Annotated in this window: 15 protein-coding genes; 9 read left to right on the top strand and 6 right to left on the bottom strand. The window is 60.1% G+C overall.

Annotated features, from left to right (window positions below; all coding sequences use genetic code 11):
* Positions 1-403 precede the first annotated feature (403 nt).
* The 3 genes from AB8804_RS14835 to AB8804_RS14825 are packed head-to-tail and all read left to right on the top strand — an operon-like array spanning position 404 to position 3,225.
* A complete protein-coding gene (locus tag AB8804_RS14835; RefSeq protein ID WP_371187412.1) occupies positions 404-1,000 on the top strand; it encodes a hypothetical protein in 597 nt (198 codons plus the stop codon).
* Positions 978-2,066, top strand: coding sequence for a glycosyltransferase (locus tag AB8804_RS14830; protein ID WP_371187410.1), 1,089 nt, complete (start codon positions 978-980; stop codon positions 2,064-2,066). Before AB8804_RS14835 ends, AB8804_RS14830 begins: the two co-directional genes overlap by 23 nt.
* Positions 2,053-3,225 carry a radical SAM protein gene (locus tag AB8804_RS14825; protein ID WP_371187408.1) on the top strand — a complete coding sequence of 391 codons (1,173 nt, stop codon included), beginning with the start codon at positions 2,053-2,055 and terminating at the stop codon, positions 3,223-3,225. Before AB8804_RS14830 ends, AB8804_RS14825 begins: the two co-directional genes overlap by 14 nt.
* 36 nt (positions 3,226-3,261) lie before the next feature.
* Here the strand turns inward: AB8804_RS14825 and AB8804_RS14820 are convergent, their stop codons facing one another.
* Positions 3,262-4,152, bottom strand: a complete 891-nt coding sequence (locus AB8804_RS14820) for a siderophore-interacting protein (protein ID WP_371187406.1) — start codon at positions 4,150-4,152, stop codon at positions 3,262-3,264.
* Positions 4,153-4,164: 12 nt separating this feature from the next.
* Positions 4,165-5,370, bottom strand: coding sequence for an MFS transporter (locus AB8804_RS14815; RefSeq protein ID WP_371187404.1), 1,206 nt, complete (start codon positions 5,368-5,370; stop codon positions 4,165-4,167).
* Positions 5,371-5,502: 132 nt separating this feature from the next.
* Here AB8804_RS14815 and iucA point away from each other — a divergent pair, with 132 nt between their 5' ends.
* From iucA to iutA, 5 genes are read left to right on the top strand one after another with little or no spacing between them, the layout of a single operon-like run.
* Entirely contained in the window at positions 5,503-7,227 is a 1,725-nt protein-coding gene (gene iucA, locus AB8804_RS14810; protein ID WP_371187402.1) for an aerobactin synthase IucA, read from the top strand.
* Positions 7,228-8,175, top strand: a complete 948-nt coding sequence (iucB, locus tag AB8804_RS14805) for a N(6)-hydroxylysine O-acetyltransferase (protein WP_371187400.1) — start codon at positions 7,228-7,230, stop codon at positions 8,173-8,175.
* Positions 8,175-9,908: an aerobactin synthase IucC gene (iucC, locus tag AB8804_RS14800; RefSeq protein ID WP_371187580.1), complete on the top strand. Its 1,734-nt coding sequence runs from the start codon at positions 8,175-8,177 to the stop codon at positions 9,906-9,908. The genes iucB and iucC overlap by 1 nt, the downstream gene beginning before the upstream one ends.
* 3 nt (positions 9,909-9,911) lie before the next feature.
* Complete coding sequence (gene iucD / locus AB8804_RS14795) at positions 9,912-11,246, top strand: NADPH-dependent L-lysine N(6)-monooxygenase (protein ID WP_371187398.1); 1,335 nt, start codon at positions 9,912-9,914, stop codon at positions 11,244-11,246.
* Positions 11,247-11,271: 25 nt separating this feature from the next.
* Positions 11,272-13,476, top strand: a complete 2,205-nt coding sequence (gene iutA / locus AB8804_RS14790) for a ferric aerobactin receptor IutA (protein WP_371187396.1) — start codon at positions 11,272-11,274, stop codon at positions 13,474-13,476.
* 37 nt (positions 13,477-13,513) lie between these two features.
* Here the strand turns inward: iutA and AB8804_RS14785 are convergent, their stop codons facing one another.
* Positions 13,514-14,419 carry a LysR family transcriptional regulator gene (locus AB8804_RS14785; RefSeq protein WP_371187578.1) on the bottom strand — a complete coding sequence of 302 codons (906 nt, stop codon included), beginning with the start codon at positions 14,417-14,419 and terminating at the stop codon, positions 13,514-13,516.
* Between the two features lie 131 nt (positions 14,420-14,550).
* Between AB8804_RS14785 and AB8804_RS14780 the strand changes: the two genes are divergently transcribed.
* Positions 14,551-15,975 (top strand): MFS transporter, encoded by a 1,425-nt coding sequence (locus AB8804_RS14780; RefSeq protein ID WP_371187576.1) that lies wholly within the window; start codon positions 14,551-14,553, stop codon positions 15,973-15,975.
* A gap of 6 nt (positions 15,976-15,981) precedes the next feature.
* On the opposite strand, the gene AB8804_RS14775 is transcribed toward AB8804_RS14780, so the two are convergent.
* The 3 genes from AB8804_RS14775 to AB8804_RS14765 form a co-directional block, all read right to left on the bottom strand.
* A complete protein-coding gene (locus AB8804_RS14775; RefSeq protein WP_371187394.1) occupies positions 15,982-17,097 on the bottom strand; it encodes a hypothetical protein in 1,116 nt (371 codons plus the stop codon).
* A 3-nt stretch (positions 17,098-17,100) separates the two neighbouring features.
* Entirely contained in the window at positions 17,101-17,907 is an 807-nt protein-coding gene (locus AB8804_RS14770) for a zinc-ribbon domain-containing protein (RefSeq protein WP_371187392.1), read from the bottom strand.
* Between the two features lie 177 nt (positions 17,908-18,084).
* A complete protein-coding gene (locus tag AB8804_RS14765; RefSeq protein WP_371187390.1) occupies positions 18,085-19,080 on the bottom strand; it encodes a DUF2891 domain-containing protein in 996 nt (331 codons plus the stop codon).
* Positions 19,081-19,084 lie beyond the last annotated feature (4 nt).

The following is a 19,084-nucleotide window of genomic DNA, read 5'->3' as shown; positions in this document are numbered from 1 at the left end:
TTCCTGAAGCACTTCCTCGAATCCCAGGTCAGATGGCGTGAGTGATTGCGCCAACGTCAATACTCACCGCCCTTATATAAAAACTCAGCATCCGTGGCCCTGTATACTCATCGTAACTCGGCCACATTTCATTATTTCTCCATCAACCGTCATCAACCTTATTCAAATTACGGACACAGAATTAATTTAAATAAATAAGCACACAAGTGACGGCTATTCATTTAATAAACTAAAAACCATTGCGCAATATTAATCTCGATCGCATTTTATTATTGTGGGACGTTGTATTTATTATTTCCTGTGGTATACCTTAAGCAGATGTAAATAAGCGATGCATTTCTTACGCCTCACCCAGCACACAAATGCGGGGCATAGATTTCGTTTGCCTATAAGGAGAGAATATATGGATAAAGATACGCAATATAAAGCGCTCATGGATAAGGTGTTAAAAGGAACTCGCCATTTATCACAGAAAGGCGTGATAACGGAAAACTTACGCTTTGATGAACAGCAGCGGGAATTTATATCGGCTTCTATGGCGAGGGATGCCTGCGAAGAAGTTATACGCACGCTGGATTTTCATGAATCCTGCCAGCGCGCGGGCCTCGATGACGGTCGTCGCTACTGGTGCTTTCGCCAGAACGGGGAAATTATCGGGCTGACGGGATACCATTATCGCCTGTGGGACCACTCGGACATCGTCTGGTCAGCCTGGTTTGTCGCCGCCCCGCATGCCCCTGCGATGACGAAACTGGGGATGATTTATAACAACATGTACGTCTGCCTGACCCAAACCCGATTCCGCACAATGTACATTGAACTGCTGGGTAACGGCACAGACTCCAATATCTATAACATCTTTAAGGCCCTCGGATTGCAGGAGGTCGCCACCTTCCGCCATTTCCACGGCAAGAATAAAGATATGGTCGTAATGAAAATCGATCTTGACGCGCTTCGGGAATTTAGCAGGGAAGAATATGGTCTTAATACTTTATATTGAATCCGGTTCGGGCTCGTTAACCCTCGCACGAAATATACAGCTTGCGTTAACTCAGGACGGTATCGAAAGTCGCTTACTATCACTACATGATATATTACCGGAATGGCTTAACGAGGCGCTATTCGGTAATTATCAACGCTGGTGCAATGATAATAAGACGTGGTTCGAGTGGATATTTCGTTCCCGCTGGTTTTACCCGGGGCTTTATACGTTCCTGCCGCTCATCATTCGATTAAAGAATAAGGGCAAACGACTGGAAGCCCCCTCGGCGTTTAGCCGCGCAGAGGCCGTGGTTGCCTGCAGTTTTTTTTGCGGCTGGTTCTCTAACTACTTGCAGAAAAACAGCAGCCATCCCCGACCGGTATACGGGGTGTTGGGAGACTACACCGTTTCGCCGGGCTGGGATCTGCCGCTGGAGAGGCTTTTCATTCCAATGGCATTTGAAAGCCCGGTGTTTCGCGCCATTCGACGTAAGGGCGGAAAGATAACCGCTTCCGGCATTCCGGCCTCCCTGAACCAGGTTCATGATGCAGGGGAAAAAGGATGCGTCATGTTCAGCGGTGGCGGCTGGGGGCTTCACCTCAGCTCAACGAGCATCGAGTCGCTGCTGGGTCTGCCGTCGGTCACTACCCTCATTGTTCTGTGCGGCAGCAATCGGGCGCTGTGTGAAGAACTTAACGCACGTTTTCGTGACCCGATAAGCGCTGGCAGGCTTGAGGTGCACCCTTACACCTCTGAGGTGCAGAGCCTCTACGCCCGGGCTGAAGTGGTAATTGCTAAAGCGGGCGGACTTACCCTGACCGAAGCGGCCCTTTGCGGTAAGCCGCTGGTGATTAGCGGCTATTTGCCCGGGCATGAAGAGGAAAATCTGCGCGTATTTCTGCGTCATGATGCGGCGCTTTACGCAGAAAACGACAGTGAACTCGTCAACGCCGTTCAGACCCTTCTCTCCAATCCCGATCGGGCCCTCACCCTGAAAAAACATGCTGCCGCGCTGGTGAATCAGCGGGCAGGAGCGATCGTTAGCCTACAGATAAAAAAGGACATCAAACATGTGGACGCGTAAATCAACGCATACCGACTATGAGATCATCCCGCAGGAGTACCAAAACTTCATCGCCCGTAATCCGGGCTACACCCGGTACCATGAGGCCAGCACGCTGAGGGTTCAGCAGGCTATTCAGGATTATTTGCAGAGCGGGAAAATCGAAGAGAAAAACATCTGCAAGCTGGTCATCAAGATGACAAATACGTGTAATCTGCGCTGTACCCACTGCTTTCAGTGGCGCGAAGGCGGATTTCACCACGATCAGGATCCCACGGCCATTCCGTTTGATAAATGCCAACATCTGTTCGATTTTGTGGCGCGCAATAAGCCGGACATCATTCTTAACGGCGGCGAAGCGACCATGCACCGCGACTTCGACAAGTTCGTGGAAACGTTCGCCGAGATGGGCTGCTTCATTCATATCTGCACCAACGGGCTAAGCATCAAGAAGTATTACGATCTCTTTTCACGATGGCATAACCAGCTGGCATTTCTGATTTCGCTAGACGGCGTGGGAGAAACCCATGACGCTATCCGCGGAAAAGGCACCTGGCGTAAAACGCTTGCGTCTATCGACCTTCTGACGGAGGGCAAGCGCAACGGGATGAACTGGCTGATCGGCGTTGAAAACACGTTAATGCCATCAAATCTTGATGACACAATGGCGCTGAAGGATATGTGTGAAGAGCGCGGCGTGGACTGGATGATATTCAATCACCTGTGGATCGCCGGGCTGAAGGATCGACACGAATATAACCAATTCTGCAAACAGTGGGATATCACGCCCGTCTCTTACTCCGGGTTTGATACGGGTCCCTTCTCAGACGACTATATCGACAAAATCACCCGCACCGTCGAGGCGCTCAGGGCGAGCGAAAAATCCATACCCGTGCTCTTTGGGCCAGATTATTCAGCGGAGGATCTGGCGCGCTACTATCGCAACGAGATGCCGCCCGCCCCGGCATACCTGAAATTAGGCTGCAAGCTGGATATTGATATCGGCGGTGAGCTCGTGCTTACCAAGCAGTTCCCGGATATCGGATTCGGCAGCGTGCTGGACACGCCGGTCGAAGCGCTGCTGGCTTCAGAACGCTACCAGACCGTCGCTGCGGCGTTGCGCAGCTCGTCCCTGAGCATCCTTACGGCCTGCGCAGACACGCACAATTTCCGCATCTAGCCTGCCTTAAGCGCCGGAAATCCGGCGCTAAACCCTCTACTTCGCGCGCCCTTTTGCCCAGTACGCCATAAAGTTGATGGCGTCGTGCGGCAGCCCCTGTTCACCGACCAGATAGCGGCGCAGCAGCTTCACAACCGTCGATTCACCCGCCACCCAGCCGTAAAAATCGGTGCTGCGGGTGGATGCTTTATCCCACAGCAGCTCGCCCTCGCTCTCCTCGCGTACCTGCTCGCGGCGGTGGCGCTGAGAAGTGAAAGTCGCCGCCCTTACTGCCTCAAGAAGGCGTTCTCCGTGCGCCGATCCCGTGCGGCTGCGCGCAAGCCAGGTGATGTCGGCAAACTGAAACGCGGCCAGATCGGCGCAATCGCCCTCTTCCGGCACCTCAAAAAAGGCGCGAACGTGCGGCGGATTGTCCTGACTGGAGAGCCGCTCAAGGATCCCGCGCGCGGCCGGGAGCGCGGTTTCATCGGCGATAATCAGCGCGCTGCGCAAACCTGCGGGAGGCGTCCACTCGTAGCCGCCGCTGTCCTCCTGGTGGGCGGCGTTGGGCGCGACGATCTGAATGGCGTCGCCGGGCGCGGCGTTAATCGCCCACGCGGAGGCGGGCCCCTCAAGGCCGTGGCGGACAAATTCGACGGAGACTTCCCGGCGAGCCGAATCGACGTGGCGCAGCGTGTAGGTACGCACCACCGGACGCTTCGCTTTCTCCATTTCCTGCACCGCCTGATACCACTGGCTACCGGCGGAAAGCGACGGCGGCGTGCCGTCTTCTGAAGGAAAAAGCATCTTGATGCGCTGATCCGGCGAATCGGATTTCATCTCCGCGACTTCCGGCCCGCCGAAGACCAGGCTCAGCAGCGAGGGCGACACCTCCGTTTTGCGCACCAGTTGAACGTTGAACAGACGATAGCTCTGAACGCCAGCCATATCTTTTCCTTATTATTGCAGTGGAGACGGTGTACGACGGAGCCAGATAACGCCCGACGTCACGCTAAAGAGCGCGGCGGTGCAGAAGGCCGTAACCAGCAGCGCTACGCTGACGCCGCTATTCGACACCAGGGGAACCAGCAGCGCGCTCAGGCCGTAGCCCAGGGTATGGCTGGTTGCAATCCAGCCCGCGCCCGCGCCGTCGGCCAGCTTTTCGTTGAGCAACAGCTGATAGGCGGGCGTTGCCAGCGCGGCGCCGAACGACAGCAGCGCGCAGCCGGTATAAAACAGCCACAGCGGCACGGCCAGCATCAGCAGCAGCCCAAAGATCATTAGCGCTCCGGCGCTGAGCAGAAGCGCCATCGGCGTCAGCCGCTGGGGGCGCAGCACGCCAAACTGTGCCGCCAGCGAAGCGACCGCCGCCGCGCTCAGCAGCCACGCCACCTGATGGCTAATGGCGTGCGTATCCATCGCGAACTGGCGAACCAGCGCGGGTGAAAGGCCAAGCTGCATCAGGCTGACCGTTGCGGAAAGCAGCATCGCACACAGCAGATAAGGTACGCAGGCGCGCGTCAGGCCTGCGCGCCTGCGCTCTGCGCCGGGCTGCGGCGGCGTGCCCGGCAGGCGCAGCAGCATAATCAGCGCCAGCAGCGGCGCGACAATCAGCAGCGCCATCGGTGCAAAAGGATGGATCGCGAGCATGGCCGCCGCGCAGAGCGGCCCAAACAGGCGACCGCAGCTGAGCCCCGAGCTGATGGTCGCCAGCGCCGCCATGCGCCTTCCCTCGCCCGCCCTTTGCAGCGCCCAGACCTGGCAGGCCGGCACCATCGCCGAGACCGTCAGCCCGTAAATCACCCGCGCGACGACCAGCAGGCCAACGCCCGCTGCCGCCGGAACGGCGTGCGTCGCCAGCAGCGCGCTGCCCAGCCCCAGCAGCGTAAAGCTCACACCGTACCCCGCCAGCGCCCAGAGCACCACGGGCTTGCTGCCCACCCGCGCAATCTGTTTTCCCCACCACGGTGAAGACGGCAGAAACAGCATTGAGCCGAGCGTTAACAGCGCGGCCCACACCGAGAGGCTGAGGTTTGTCTGGATCACCAGAACGGGAATGGCGACCAGCAGGCCGTTCTGTCCGACGCCCAGCAGCCCGGCGCTGAACGCCAGCGGCCAGCAGGACAAGGGTTTTTGCGGCGTTTCCGAGATCTCAAATGTCGTCACAATGTTGCAAATCCATGGATATATTATGTTTATTTGTAAAATAAATTTTATCTATATTAACAATTGCTATTGATAATGAGAAACGTTATCGGCAAAATTCGCATTATCACAACACGTGGAATCTGTTTGATTATGACTTTGTCAAAGACTATTCCGGCCTGGGACGTGGCCGCGCAGTGCTTCCTGAACTCTCTTATCCGCGAAACAAGCGACTGGCGATTAACCGAAGGCCAGCCGGCCGAACTTGTCATTCCGCTTGACGACGGGCGGGCGCTTCACTTTACGGTGGACTATTTCTCACCGACGCAGCACCACCGCTTCGCCTTCCCCGCCAGGCTGGTCAGCGAATCTGGCAGTCAGCCACTGCATTTCACCGATTTTTCCCGACTCATCATCAATAAGCTTCAGCATCAGCTTTCGCTGCCCGCGTCCCATCGCGATGCGTTTTACCAGCGCGTCACGCAAAGCCACGCGCACACGCAGCAGGCCATTGACGCCCGTCACGACTGGGCCGCCCTGCGCGATCGTCCGCTGAATTTTGCCGAGGCGGAGCAGGCACTGCTGGTCGGCCACGCGTTCCATCCGGCACCGAAATCCCACGAGCCGTTTACCCAGCAGGAGGCCGAGCGCTACCTGCCGGACTTCGCGCCGCGCTTTCCCCTTCGCTGGTTCGCCGTGGATAAGGCGCAGATTGCCGGTGAAAGCCTTAACCTGAACCTGCAGCAGCGCCTGACGCGGTTCGCCGCCGAGAATGCCCCGCAGCTGCTGAACGAATTAACCGACAGCCAGTGGCTTTTCCCGCTGCACCCGTGGCAGGCCGCGTATCTGCTTGAACAGCCGTGGTGCCAGCAGCTCGTGGAGAAAAACCTGCTGAAAGATCTGGGCGAGGCCGGGACGTTCTGGCTGCCGACCACCTCTTCCCGCTCGCTGTACTGCGCCACCAGTCGCGACATGATCAAGTTCTCCCTCAGCGTGCGCCTGACCAACTCCGTGCGCACGCTGTCGGTGAAAGAGGTGAAGCGCGGCATGCGCCTCGCGAACCTCGCGAAAACCGAGCGCTGGCAGGAGCTTCAGACCCGCTTCCCAACCTTCCAGGTGATGCAGGAAGACGGCTGGGCCGGGCTGCGCGATCTCGACGGCAACATCATGGCCGAGAGCCTGTTTGCCCTGCGCGAAAACCTGCTGGTCGGTCAGCCGCAAAGCCAGACCAACGTGCTGGTTTCCCTGACGCAGGCCGCGCCGGACGGCGGGGATTCCCTGCTCGTTGCCGCGGTAAAACGCCTGAGCGCGCGCCTCGGCATTACGGCGCAGCAGGCGGCCCACGCGTGGGTCGACGCCTACTGCCAGCAGGTGCTGAAGCCGCTGTTCACCGCCGAAGCGGATTACGGCCTGGTGCTGCTGGCGCATCAGCAAAATATTCTGGTAGAGATGCAGCAGGATCTGCCCGTCGGGCTGATCTATCGCGACTGCCAGGGCAGCGCCTTTATGCCGCACGCCGCGGGCTGGCTGGACGTTATCGGCGAAGCGCAGGCGGAAAACATCTTCACCCGCGAGCAGCTGCTGCGCTACTTCCCTTACTACCTGCTGGTGAACTCGACCTTCGCCGTCACCGCCGCGCTGGGCGCCGCCGGGCTCGACGACGAGGCAAGCCTGATGTCGCGCGTGCGCGCGCAGCTATGCGCGGTGCGCGAGCAGGTCACCCACACGGCCTGTCTCGACTACGTGCTGGACAGTCCCGTCTGGAACGTGAAGGGCAACTTCTTCTGTTACCTGAACGATCACAACGAAAACACCATCATCGACCCGTCGGTGATCTACTTCGATTTCGCCAACCCGCTGCTGGCGCAGGAGTGCTGAATGTCTAAGGCTACTATCGTTCACGGCGGGCACGGCCTGCGCTGTGAAAAACTCGATGCGAACCTGAATCTCGGCTGGGGCATGGACAACAGCGCCGTGCTGCGCTGGCCGGGCCCGCTGCCGGAAGGCTGGCTGCGCGATGCGCTGGACCAGATTTTTATCGCCGCGCCGCAGATCTCCGCCCTCGTCCTCCCCTACGCCGAATGGCGCGAGGAGCCGCAGGCGCAGGCGATTTTCGGCCTGATCGACAGCGACGTTATCCACCGCGACGCCTTTATGCAGCTCCCGCTCTGGCTCAGCGCACCGGCGAATCGGACCTCCGGCGAAATGGTGTACGACGCCGAGCGCGAGATCTACTTCCCCCGCCGTCCGGCGCGCCCGCAGGGCGAGGTGTACCGCCGCTACGACCCGCGCGTGCGCAAAACGCTGAGCTTCCGCGTGGCGGACCCGGCACAGGACGCCGAGCGCTTCACCCGCTGGATGAACGATCCGCGCGTGGAATATTTCTGGGAGCAAGGCGGCTCGCAGGAGGTGCAGACCGCGTACCTCGAGCGCCAGCTGACGGGCCAGCACGCGTTTCCGCTGATCGGCTGCTTTGACGACCAGCCGTTTAGCTACTTTGAAATTTACTGGGCGGCAGAAGACCGCATTGGCCGCCACTACGCCTGGCAGCCCTACGATCGCGGCCTGCACCTGCTGGTTGGCGAGCAGGCCTGGCGCGGCGCGCACTACGTCCAAAGCTGGCTGCGCGGGCTGACGCACTATCTCCTGCTCGACGAGCCGCGCACCCAGCGCACGGTGCTGGAGCCGCGCGCCGACAACCAGCGCCTGTTCCGCCACCTTGAACCGGCAGGCTACCGCACGGTGAAGGAGTTCGACTTCCCGCACAAGCGCTCGCGCCTGGTGATGGCGGATCGCCACGCCTTCTTTACGGAGGTGGGCCTGTGATGAACCGCACGGACTGGGAAACGGTAAACCGCCAGCTTGTGGCGAAAATGCTGGCCGAGCTGGAATACGAGCAGGTCTTTAAGGCCGAATCCCTTGGCGAAGGCCGCTACTGCATCAACCTGCCGGGCGCGGAGTGGCACTTTAGCGCCGAGCGCGGCATCTGGGGCTGGCTGTGGATCGACCCCGACACGCTGCGCTGCGCGGATGAAACCGTGGCAGCGCAAACGCTGCTGATGCAGCTTAAGCCGGTGCTTTCCATGAGCGACGCCACCGTCGCAGAACATATGCAGGATCTCTACGCCACCCTGCTGGGCGATCTTCAACTGCGAAACGCCCGCCGCGGGATGAGCGCAGACGATCTGATCGCCCTGGACGCCGACCGCCTGCAGTGCCTGCTGAGCGGCCATCCGAAATTCGCCTTTAACAAGGGCCGCCGCGGCTGGGGCCAGGAGGCGCTGACGCGCTACGCGCCCGAATACGGCAACACCTTCCAGCTGCACTGGCTGGCGGTGAAGCGCGACCACATGGTCTGGCGCTGCGACAGCGAGCTGGACGTGCAGCAGCTGCTGGCGGCGGCCATGGATCCGCAGGAGCTCGCCCGCTTTACTCGGGACTGGCAGGATCGCGGCCTTGACGACGGCTGGCTGCCGCTCCCGGTACATCCGTGGCAGTGGCAGCAAAAAATCGCCCTTGATTTCGTTGCCGATTTGGCCGAAGGCCGCATGGTGTCGCTGGGCGAATTTGGCGACCGCTGGCTCGCCCAGCAGTCGCTGCGTACCCTGACCAACGCCAGCCGTCCGGGCGGGCTGGATATCAAACTGCCGCTGACGATTTACAACACCTCCTGCTATCGCGGGATTCCCGGCAAATACATCGCCGCCGGGCCGCTGGCCTCCCGCTGGCTGCAGCAGATCTTCGCCACCGATAAGACGTTGGTTGAAAGCGGCGCGGTGATCCTCGGCGAACCGGCGGCGGGCTATGTCTCCCACGCGGGCTACGGCACGCTCGCGCAGGCGCCCTATCGCTATCAGGAAATGCTCGGCGTGATCTGGCGTGAAAACCCGTGCCGCTGGCTGGAGCCGGATGAAAACCCGATTTTGATGGCGACGCTGATGGAGTGCGACGAGCGCGGTGAACCGCTGATTGGCGCCTATATCGCCCAGTCGGGCATGGAGGCGGAAGCCTGGCTTTCCCACCTGTTCCGCGTGGTGGTGGTGCCGCTGTACCACCTGCTGTGCCGCTACGGCGTGGCGCTGATCGCCCACGGGCAAAACATTACCCTCGCCATGAAGGACGGCGTGCCGCAGCGCGTCCTGCTGAAGGATTTTCAGGGCGACATGCGGCTGGTGAAGGATGAGTTCCCGGAGATGGACTCCCTGCCTCAGGAAGTGCGGGACGTTACCGCCCGCCTGAGCGCCGACTACCTGATTCATGATTTGCAGACCGGCCACTTCGTGACGGTGCTGCGCTTTGTTTCGCCGCTCATGGCGCGCCTTGGCGTACCGGAGAGACGTTTTTATCAACTGCTGGCGGCCGTGCTGAGTGATTACATGCAGGCGCATCCCGACATGTCGGCGCGCTTTGCCCTCTTCACGCTCTTCAAACCACAAATCATCCGCGTTGTGCTGAACCCCGTAAAGCTGACCTGGCCTGACCAGGACGGCGGCAGCCGCATGCTGCCGAATTATCTCGAGGATCTGCAAAATCCGCTGTGGCTGGTAACCAGGGACTAAATCATGACAAACACCGTAGATTTTATTGGCGTCGGCATCGGCCCGTTTAACCTGAGCATCGCGGCGCTGGCCCACGAAGCCGAAGGCTTCAGCACCCGCTTCTTTGACGGACGCGCGCACTTTGCCTGGCACCCCGGCATGCTGGTGCCGGACTGCCATATGCAGACCATGTTCCTCAAGGATCTGGTCACCGCCGTGGCGCCGACCAGCCCGTTCAGCTTTGTGAACTATCTGGTGAAGCGCAAAAAGTTCTATCGCTTTTTGACCACCGAGCTGCGCACCGTCTCCCGCGACGAGTTTTCCGACTACCTGCGCTGGGCCGCGGAAGGGATGCAAAATCTGCGCTTCAACAACACGGTTGAGCGCATTGATTTCGACGATAAGCGTCAGCTGTTCGCCGTGCAGACCGGCCAGGGCGAAACCTTCGCCCGCCATATCTGCCTCGGCATCGGCAAGCAGCCGCACCTGCCGCCGTGCGTGAAAACCGTGTCGCCAACCTGCTTCCACGCCAGCGAGATGAGCCTGCGCCAGCCGAACCTGAGCGGCAAGCGCGTCACCGTGGTCGGCGGCGGGCAAAGCGGCGCCGACCTGTTCCTCAACGCGCTGCGCGGTGAATGGGGCGACGTCGCCGAGATTAGCTGGGTGTCGCGCCGCAATAACTTCAACGCGCTGGATGAAGCGGCGTTCGCCAACGAATATTTCACCCCGGAGTACGTGTCCGGCTTTGTCGGCCTGAACGAAACGGCGCGCGGCGAGATGCTCAGCGAGCAGAAAATGACCTCCGACGGCATTACCGCCGACTCGCTGCTGACGATCTACCGCGAGCTGTATCACCGCTTTGAGGTGCTGGGCCTGCCGCGCAACGCGCGCCTGATGCCGAGCCGCTCGGTCACGGGTCTGGAAAGCCGCGGCCAGGGCTGGCAACTGCTGCTGGAACATCATCTGGACAAAGGCTACGACGCGCTGGACAGCGACGTGGTGATTTTCGCCACCGGCTACCGCCCCGCGCTGCCGGAGATGCTCTCCCCGCTGATGCCGCGCATCGCCATGCGCGACGAGTGCAGCTTTAACGTTCGGGACGATTTCACCGTCGAGTGGGACGGCCCGCAGGAGAACCAGATCTTCGCCGTTAACGCCAGCATGCACACGCACGGCATAGCCGAGCCGCAGCTGAGCCTGATGGCCTGGCGCTCCGCCCGTATTTTGAATCGCGCGGTTGGGCGCGATCTCTTCGATCTCAGTACGCCGCCATCGCTCATTCAGTGGCGCAGCGGCAGCCGGGAAAAACCGCAGCCTGAGGCTGCTTCACACCATCGCTACACAGCATCTTTGGGCTGATTTTTTCCGCCCGTCTGAAGGAATAATGATGATAAGCAAAAAACAAACGCTCTGGGCACTGAACCCGCTGCTGCTGGCCATGATGGCCCCCGCGACGGCGGCGCAGCAGGCCGATGACGAAACGCTCGTGGTGTCGGCTAACCGCAGCAACCGCACCGTCGCGGAAATGGCGCAGACCACGTGGGTGATTGAAAACGCCGAGCTGCAGCAGCAGATCCAGGGCGGCAAAGAGTTTAAAGACGCGCTGGCCCAGCTGATCCCCGGCCTTGACGTCAGCAGCCAGAGCCGCACCAACTACGGCATGAACGTGCGCGGACGCCCGCTGGTCGTGCTGGTTGACGGCGTGCGCCTGAACTCGTCGCGCACCGACAGCCGCCAGCTGGACTCCATCGATCCGTTTAACATCGATCACGTTGAGGTGATCTCCGGCGCGACCTCCCTTTACGGCGGCGGCAGCACCGGCGGCCTGATCAACATCGTCACCAAAAAGGGCCAGCCGGAAACCCAGGTTGAGTTTGAGACGGGCATCAAGAGCGGCTTTAACAGCAGCAAAGACCACGACGAGCGCGTGGCGAGCGCCGTCTCCGGCGGCAACGACCACATCTCCGGGCGCGCGTCGGTGGCGTATCAGAAGTTTGGCGGCTGGTACGACGGCAACGGCGACGCCACCCTGCTGGACAACACCCAGACCGGCCTGCAGTATTCCGACCGTCTGGACGTGATGGGCACCGGCACGCTGAACATCGACGAAACCCAGCAGCTTCAGCTGGTCACCCAGTACTATAAAAGCCAGGGCGACGACGATTACGGGCTGAACCTCGGGAAGGATTTCTCGGCCATCAGCGGCACCAGCAAGCCTTACGTCAGCAAGGGGCTGAACTCCGACCGTATTCCGGGCACCGAGCGTCACCTGATGAGCCTGCAATACTCCAACAGCGATTTCCTCGGCCAGGAGCTGGTCGGTCAGGTCTATTACCGCGACGAGTCCCTGCTCTTCTATCCGTTCCCGACGGTCAACGCCGCCAAACAGGCGACCGCGTTCTCGTCATCGCAGCAGGACACCAACCAGTACGGCGCGAAGCTGACCCTCAACAGCACGCCGGTTGACGGCTGGCAGCTGACCTACGGCCTGGACGCCGACCACGAGCGCTTCACCTCAAACCAGATGTTCTTCGATCTGGACAAGGCCAACGCCTCCGGCGGCCTGAACAACCAGTCGATCTACACCACCGGGCGCTATCCGTCCTACGACATCACCAACCTGGCCGCCTTCCTGCAGTCGAGCTATGACATCAACGACATCTTTACCCTCAGCGGCGGCGTGCGCTACCAGTACACCGAGAACAAGATCGATGACTTCATCGGCTACGCGCAGCAGCAGCAAATTGCCGCGGGTAAGGCAACCTCCGCGGACGCGATCCCCGGCGGTACGGTCGATTACGATAACTTCCTGTTCAACGCGGGCCTGCTGGTTCACCTGACCGAACGCCAGCAGACGTGGTTTAACTTCTCGCAGGGCGTAGAGCTGCCGGATCCGGGTAAATACTACGGTCGCGGTACCTACGGCGCGGCGGTGAACGGCCACCTGCCGCTGAACAACAGCGTGAACGTCTCCGACAGCTCGCTGGAAGGCGTGAAGGTTAACTCCTACGAGCTGGGCTGGCGCTATACGGGCGACAGCCTGCGCACCCAGATCGCGGCCTACTACTCGATTTCCGACAAGAACGTGGTAGCCAATAAAGATCTGACCATCAGCGTGGTGGACGACAAGCGCCGCATCTACGGCGTGGAGGGCGCGGTGGACTACTTCATCCCGGACACCGACTGGAGCACCGGGGCGAACTTCAACGTGCTGAAAACCGAGTCGAAGGTGAACGGCAGCTGGGAAAAATATGACGTGAAGGTGGCGAGCCCGTCGAAAGCGACCGCCTACGTCGGCTGGGCGCCGGATCCGTGGAGCCTGCGCGTGCAGAGCACCACCTCGTTCGACGTGAGCGACGCGCAGGGCTACAAGGTCGACGGCTATACCACCGTGGATCTGCTCGGCAGCTACGAGCTTCCGGTCGGCAAGCTCAGCTTCAGCGTGGAAAACGTCCTCGACCGCGATTACACCACCGTCTGGGGCCAGCGCGCGCCGCTGTACTACAGCCCGGGCTATGGCCCGGCATCGCTTTACAACTACAAGGGCCGCGGACGCACCTTTGGCCTGAACTACTCGGTGCTGTTCTAAGCGCCTCTTCTGCCCGGCGCGTGCCGGGCAGACTCATTTACCGAACCGCGCCGCACACCTCCCGCACTTTTTCCCTCAGCCAGCGATGGCCGGGATCGTTTTCCATTCTCGGATGCCACATCTGCGACACCGTGATGCTGCGGGTTTTAAACGGCAGCTCAAACAGGAACAGGTTTTCCGTCATCTGCTGATTCACTAAATAGAGCGCCGGAACGATGGTGATAAGGTCAGACGCCATCGTCACCGAGAGCGCCGTTGGAAAGCCGGGGACCGCGCTCGCCACCTTGCGCCTGAGGCCGAGCTCCGCCAGCGCATCGTCCACAAACCCGTGCAGCGTGCCGTCGGGCGCGGCCACCACGTGACCCCAGGCGATAAAATCCGCCACGCCAACGTTCCCCAGCGAAGCCAGCGGATGCGATTTGCGCGCCGCGCCGATAAAGCGGTCCTGAAAGAGCCGCTGCACGCGAATTTCCGGCCCCATGTTGCTTTGAATTCCAATTTCCAGATCGACCAGCCCCTCGCGCAGGTAGCGCGAGGTTTTTTCCGGCTTCGGCGCAAAGCGCAGGCAGACGCTGGGCGCAGCCTCTGCCACGGCGGCAATCAGCGCGGGGCCAAACGCCACCACAAAGCCCTCGTTGGCGCGGATGGTGAACAGCCGCTCAAGGCTTTCTACCTTCAGCGCGTCGGACGACGGCTGAAGCACCGCCCTCGCCTCGAGCACCGCGGTTCTGGCGCGGTCTCGGGTGGCTTCGGCCCACGGCGTGAGCACCATGTTGCGCCCGGCGCGCACCAGAATGGCATCGCCGGTGGCGTCGCGCAGCCTGCTTAGCGTGCGGCTCATCGCCGAGGTGCTCAGGTTCAGCCGCCGCGCCGCGGCGACAACGCTCGCTTCGGCCAGCAAAACGTCGAGCGCGACGAGAAGATTAAAATCAGGATCGGACATCATTTAGCCTCCGGCCTGTCAGATAAGGCGTTTGGTGCAACTATAAAGTGTAAACGCGGCGTCTTCCGCCTCTCATGGCTCCGGATTATAGTTTTTTCATCAACCCCCTTTCCACAGGAATTTAAATGAAGATAACGCTCTTTTCAGACAGGCTCGGCGACGACGGGCTTCCGGGCCACGAGCGCGCGCGGGTGATGGCTGCGATAATGACCACCACGCTGATGAGCGTTTTTGACGGCACGATGATCAACATCGCGCTGCCGTCTATGGCAAAGGCAATGCGGGTGTCCGCAGACCTCGCGGTGTGGTTCTCGAACGCCTATCTGCTGTCGGCGGCCATGATGCTGGCGGTTTTCGCCGCGCTGTCTATCCGCTTTGGCTATCGCCGGATCTTCCTGTCCGGCCTCACGCTCTTTACGCTCTCCTCGCTGGGATGCGCGCTCTCTTCAACGCCTGAAATGCTGATCGGTATGCGGATCCTGCAGGGGATCGGCGGCGCGGCGACGCTAAGCATCGCTCCGGCGATACTGCGCTCGGTTTTCCCCGGCAGGCTGCTCGGGCGCGTTCTTGGTTTGAACGCCCTGCTTATCGCGTTCAGCACCGCGGTAGCCCCGGTGCTGGGCGGGACGATCCTGCATGCGCTCAGCTGGCAGTGGCTGTTCGCCATTAACATCGTGCCGGGGTGCATCGCGCTGGTGCTGGCAGGCAAAGCTCTTCCGCGGCAGAACGTCTCCACCAGCACCGCGTTCGACGCGCCGGGGGCGCTGCTGTCGGCAATACTGCTGGGATCGGTGATTATGGCGGCGAACTGCTTTACCGGGGCGCAGCACGCGTCAGGCCACGTCAGCCTTGAGTTCGCTGGCTGGATGGCCGTAGCGCTTGCCGGCGCGCTGGCGTTTACCCGTCGGATCCGCCGCGCCCGCCATCCTCTGCTGCCGCCCGACATGTTTAAAAACGGGCGCTTTACCCTCGCGGCGCTCACCTCGCTGGCCTCGTTTATCAGCCAGGGGATCACCTTCGTCGCCTTGCCCTTCCTGTTTCAGAGCGTGTACGGCTACAGCCCGGTTGTTTCTGCGCTGCTGTTTACGCCGTGGCCGATTGGCATCGTGCTGATTGCGCCGCACGCCGGACGCTGGGCGGATACCGTTTCCGCCCCGCTGATTTCAACGCTGGGCTTAGGGATTTTCGTGGTGGGATTGATCCTGCTGGCGACGCTGCCCGCGAGCCCCTCCGCGTGGGATATCGGCCTGCGCAGCCTGGTGTGCGGCATCGGATTTGGCTGCTTCCAGAGCCCTAACAATCGGGAAATGCTGTCGAACGTCGCCCGCGAACACGCCAGCTACGCGTCGGGCGTGCTGGCAATCGTCCGCACCTTCGGCCAGTGCCTGGGAGCCGCCGTAGTAGGCGTCGTTCTCGCCGTGATGGCGACAGACACGCATCAGAGCCTGGACGGACGGGCCGTCCACGCTGCGCTGTGGATCGCCGTTGCGGCCTCTGCGGTCTCGGTGGCCTTTAGCGCAAGTAGGTTGCGCAAAGCGCACCGCGCGTCGGCGTAGGATTTGCTATGCGGCATGGAACAGCTTAACCGGCTTCCCGTCCGCCATTTCGACAACCAGGCGCGTCGGCTGCGCCTGTTCGACGGCCAGACGCTGGGAGAACTGTTCCAGACCAAGGTGGATAGCCTTGGTCTGCTGCTTTTGCGTCGCAAGATGCAGGGACAGCCATTTATTCAGCATCACCTTATTCGCGTGGGTAGCATTGCTGGACTCGGTGACCGGCGAGATCGCATCAATGCGGTTCCGATGCACGTGCGCAACCTCTTCCAGTACTTTTTGGAACTCATCCACGTCCTGCCGAATGCTACTTTCTCGTGCCTTCAAAAGGGTTTCGTCGCCAGGGAACAGCGAAACCATCTGCAACGCAAACGCGCGCGCAGAGAGCGCCATCTTCCATTCGACGATGCGTTTCTGCTGATTCTGCTGCAGCTCTTTAAGCTTAGTGGTGATTTTATCCGAGCTGAAAAACGTGGAAATCGCGCAATTTTTCACCTCATGGCTGGTAGTCACGATCTCCTTCAGCAGGTGGGTTTGAATGCCTATTAGCTCCAGTTCCAAATCCTCCAGCTTCTGTCGAATCGCCGAAGATAATTCACCGTTTTGCAGGCCGGGGGCCGTTTGCCTCAAATACTTTATCGCGGCGTAAATCTGCGACGCGCGTTCATCGGTCTGGAAATTCGCGACCTTTTTAACGTCTTCCGAAATCGTAAGTAATTTCTCATTAATGTCGGCAAGATGCTTCTGCGCCAGCAGTACGGAAGCCGTTTGCAGCAGCAGGCCGGTATTCACCAGATTCCCAAGTTTTTCCGGGTCCATCAGAACCGCATGTTCCTTTATCTTCCCGTTATCTCCCAGGCTAAAGGCACGAAAACCTACGCCGTCTTTGGCTTTCGCGAGAGGCCCGTCAATGATGACCTCCATAAAATGATGCTGAGAGACGTGCTGCGACGTTAACGCCGCGGGAATGGCCTGCAGCAGTGGGTTGAGTCGTGAAATACCGCTCACGTCGCCCTCTTCCATAACTGCAAATTCCGGCATATCCAGCGTGGCAATTTCTGAAATAGCGATTGCAGGATGCTGAGGGTCTTCGCCGATAACCCACTTTTGCGGTACATGATTCATTGCTTATCCCTCTAAAGGCGTGCCGCATTGCGGGCAGAATTTGATGCTCTCGTCGATATGCGCGTCGCAGCTTTTGCAGCGCGCCTGGCGGCTCTTCATGCGAATCCAGGCTATTTGCACAATGCACGGTAGCGTAACGCGAAACGCCGGACTTGCCAGATCGTAGGCGCTGTACAGTCCGGTTAAGGCAAATCCGATCGGTCCGGCGAGGACGCCTAGCACACGCCCCGCGCCAAAACCGGCCAGCAGCGGGATCGCGCGACCCGCAACCATCGCTGCCACGGAACTCGCTACCAGCGCGGTAATCTGGTACGCCGCTACGCCGCCCATTCCGATACGCGGTAAGATGATCTCCAGCGCGTTTCGTCCAGCCGAGGATTTCAGCCCCAGGTCATCAAGGATCGCTTTACGCTGCGCGTCATCCATCTCTTCCCACGCATTTTCGAAAACTTTGCTGATGATTAAAGTCTCTTTTCGCTCAAGAGACGCTGATTTCTGCGCCGGGATTTTGAGCCGACCAAGCACGTCGTCAACGATTTCGGCATAATCTACGCCGTTGCGGCGAAAGAGGTTAACGAAACTGTTGCCGCCGAAAAGCTGCAATTCCCTGATCAGGATCCGAAGCGTGTCGGCGTCAATCTCATTCTGCTCTTTTGCGCTGGTCAACAGCGTATTCACGCTGCCGGAAAGCGAAACCCTGCCTTTGCCATTGTCAGTAATGTAATCAATCAGCAGATCGAGATCGCCTTTGTCAGCACAGAGAAGCAGGTCCACCAGCTCGTGGTCATTTTTTATATTGATATCGCTCATTTGTTTTCCTTAATTACGCCAGATTTTCCTTAGGCGCGCAGAGTTATGATCAAATGTTACTGGAGAAAGGAATTTGAGCAAGCAGACAATCAGAAAATGACTAATTTTGAGGGGTGGATGCGGCGTATATTAATGATATTGCTGTAAAACCCGCCGCTATCGGCGGGTTAAATTCCGCTATTCCAGCGCCAACAGCGCAAAGCTTGCCAGCCAGTGGCCGCCGCTGTAGTGGCTGCCGACCACGTGCGGCACGCTGGCCGCAAGATGACGCGCGGCGGCATCCGCCAGCGCGGCCTGTGCGGGATGGCTTTCCGGCAGCGCACCGGCGATATGCTTCATGCACCAGGCGCGGCTAAGGTTCAGCCCGTCGAGGTGGGCGATTTTCGGATCGGCGCGGTCGCTCACCTCCGCGGGGTTCATCAGCGCGGCAATCGCCCCTACCTCGGGCAGGAAGTCATCGAACCACTGCGGGAAATCATCCGCCACCTTGCTCATCAGCAGCGCCTCGGTCAGCGCGCCGGAGACGTACTCATCGCCGCCCGGCTCGTAGTGCGCGGGATAGTGCCTGTCGTTCAGGTAGAAGCGGTTGGCCGCAGCGAGAATGGCCTCTTCCAGCTCGCTGTCCTCCAGCGCCCGGGCGTAGTCCAGCCCCAGAGCCAGCGCAAACGCGGTGTTGTAATGGGTGCCGACGCGAATGGGATACGTCAGCTTGCTGAGGTAGTCCATCAGCCTGCCGCGAATGTCCTGGGTGAGCGGCGAAAGCGTCTCAAACCAGGCCTTCGCCTGCGGCAGCGCGGACTGCTTCAGCTCCTGGGCCAGCGCCAGCAGCCAGCCGTAGCCGTACGGGCGCTCGAACGAGGCGCGGAACGGCGCATTGAAGTAGGCGAGCTCTTTCGCCACGTTCTCGGCCGTTAGGTGCTCGTCAAACAGCGCGACGATAGCGCTCCGGCACGGCAGCTCAGGGAACAGCCGCACGCAGCGCAGCAGCAGCCAGTAGCCGTGCACCGCGGAGTGCCAGTCGAAGCAGCCGTAGAAAATCGGATGCAGCGCGCGCGGCGGCAGAACGTCACCGTCGTCATTGAGCAGGTGCATAATGTGGTTCGGGTATTCCTGGCGCAGATACGCTAAAGGCATACCGGCAAAGTCGTTAGCCTGTGATGGGGTTAATTGCATAACA

Source organism: Enterobacter sp. KBR-315C3_2022, from assembly GCF_041399425.1.
Taxonomy (GTDB): Bacteria; Pseudomonadota; Gammaproteobacteria; order Enterobacterales; family Enterobacteriaceae; genus Enterobacter.
The sequence above is the reverse complement of the archived record's forward strand: the minus strand, read 5'-3'. Positions and strand labels throughout refer to the sequence as shown.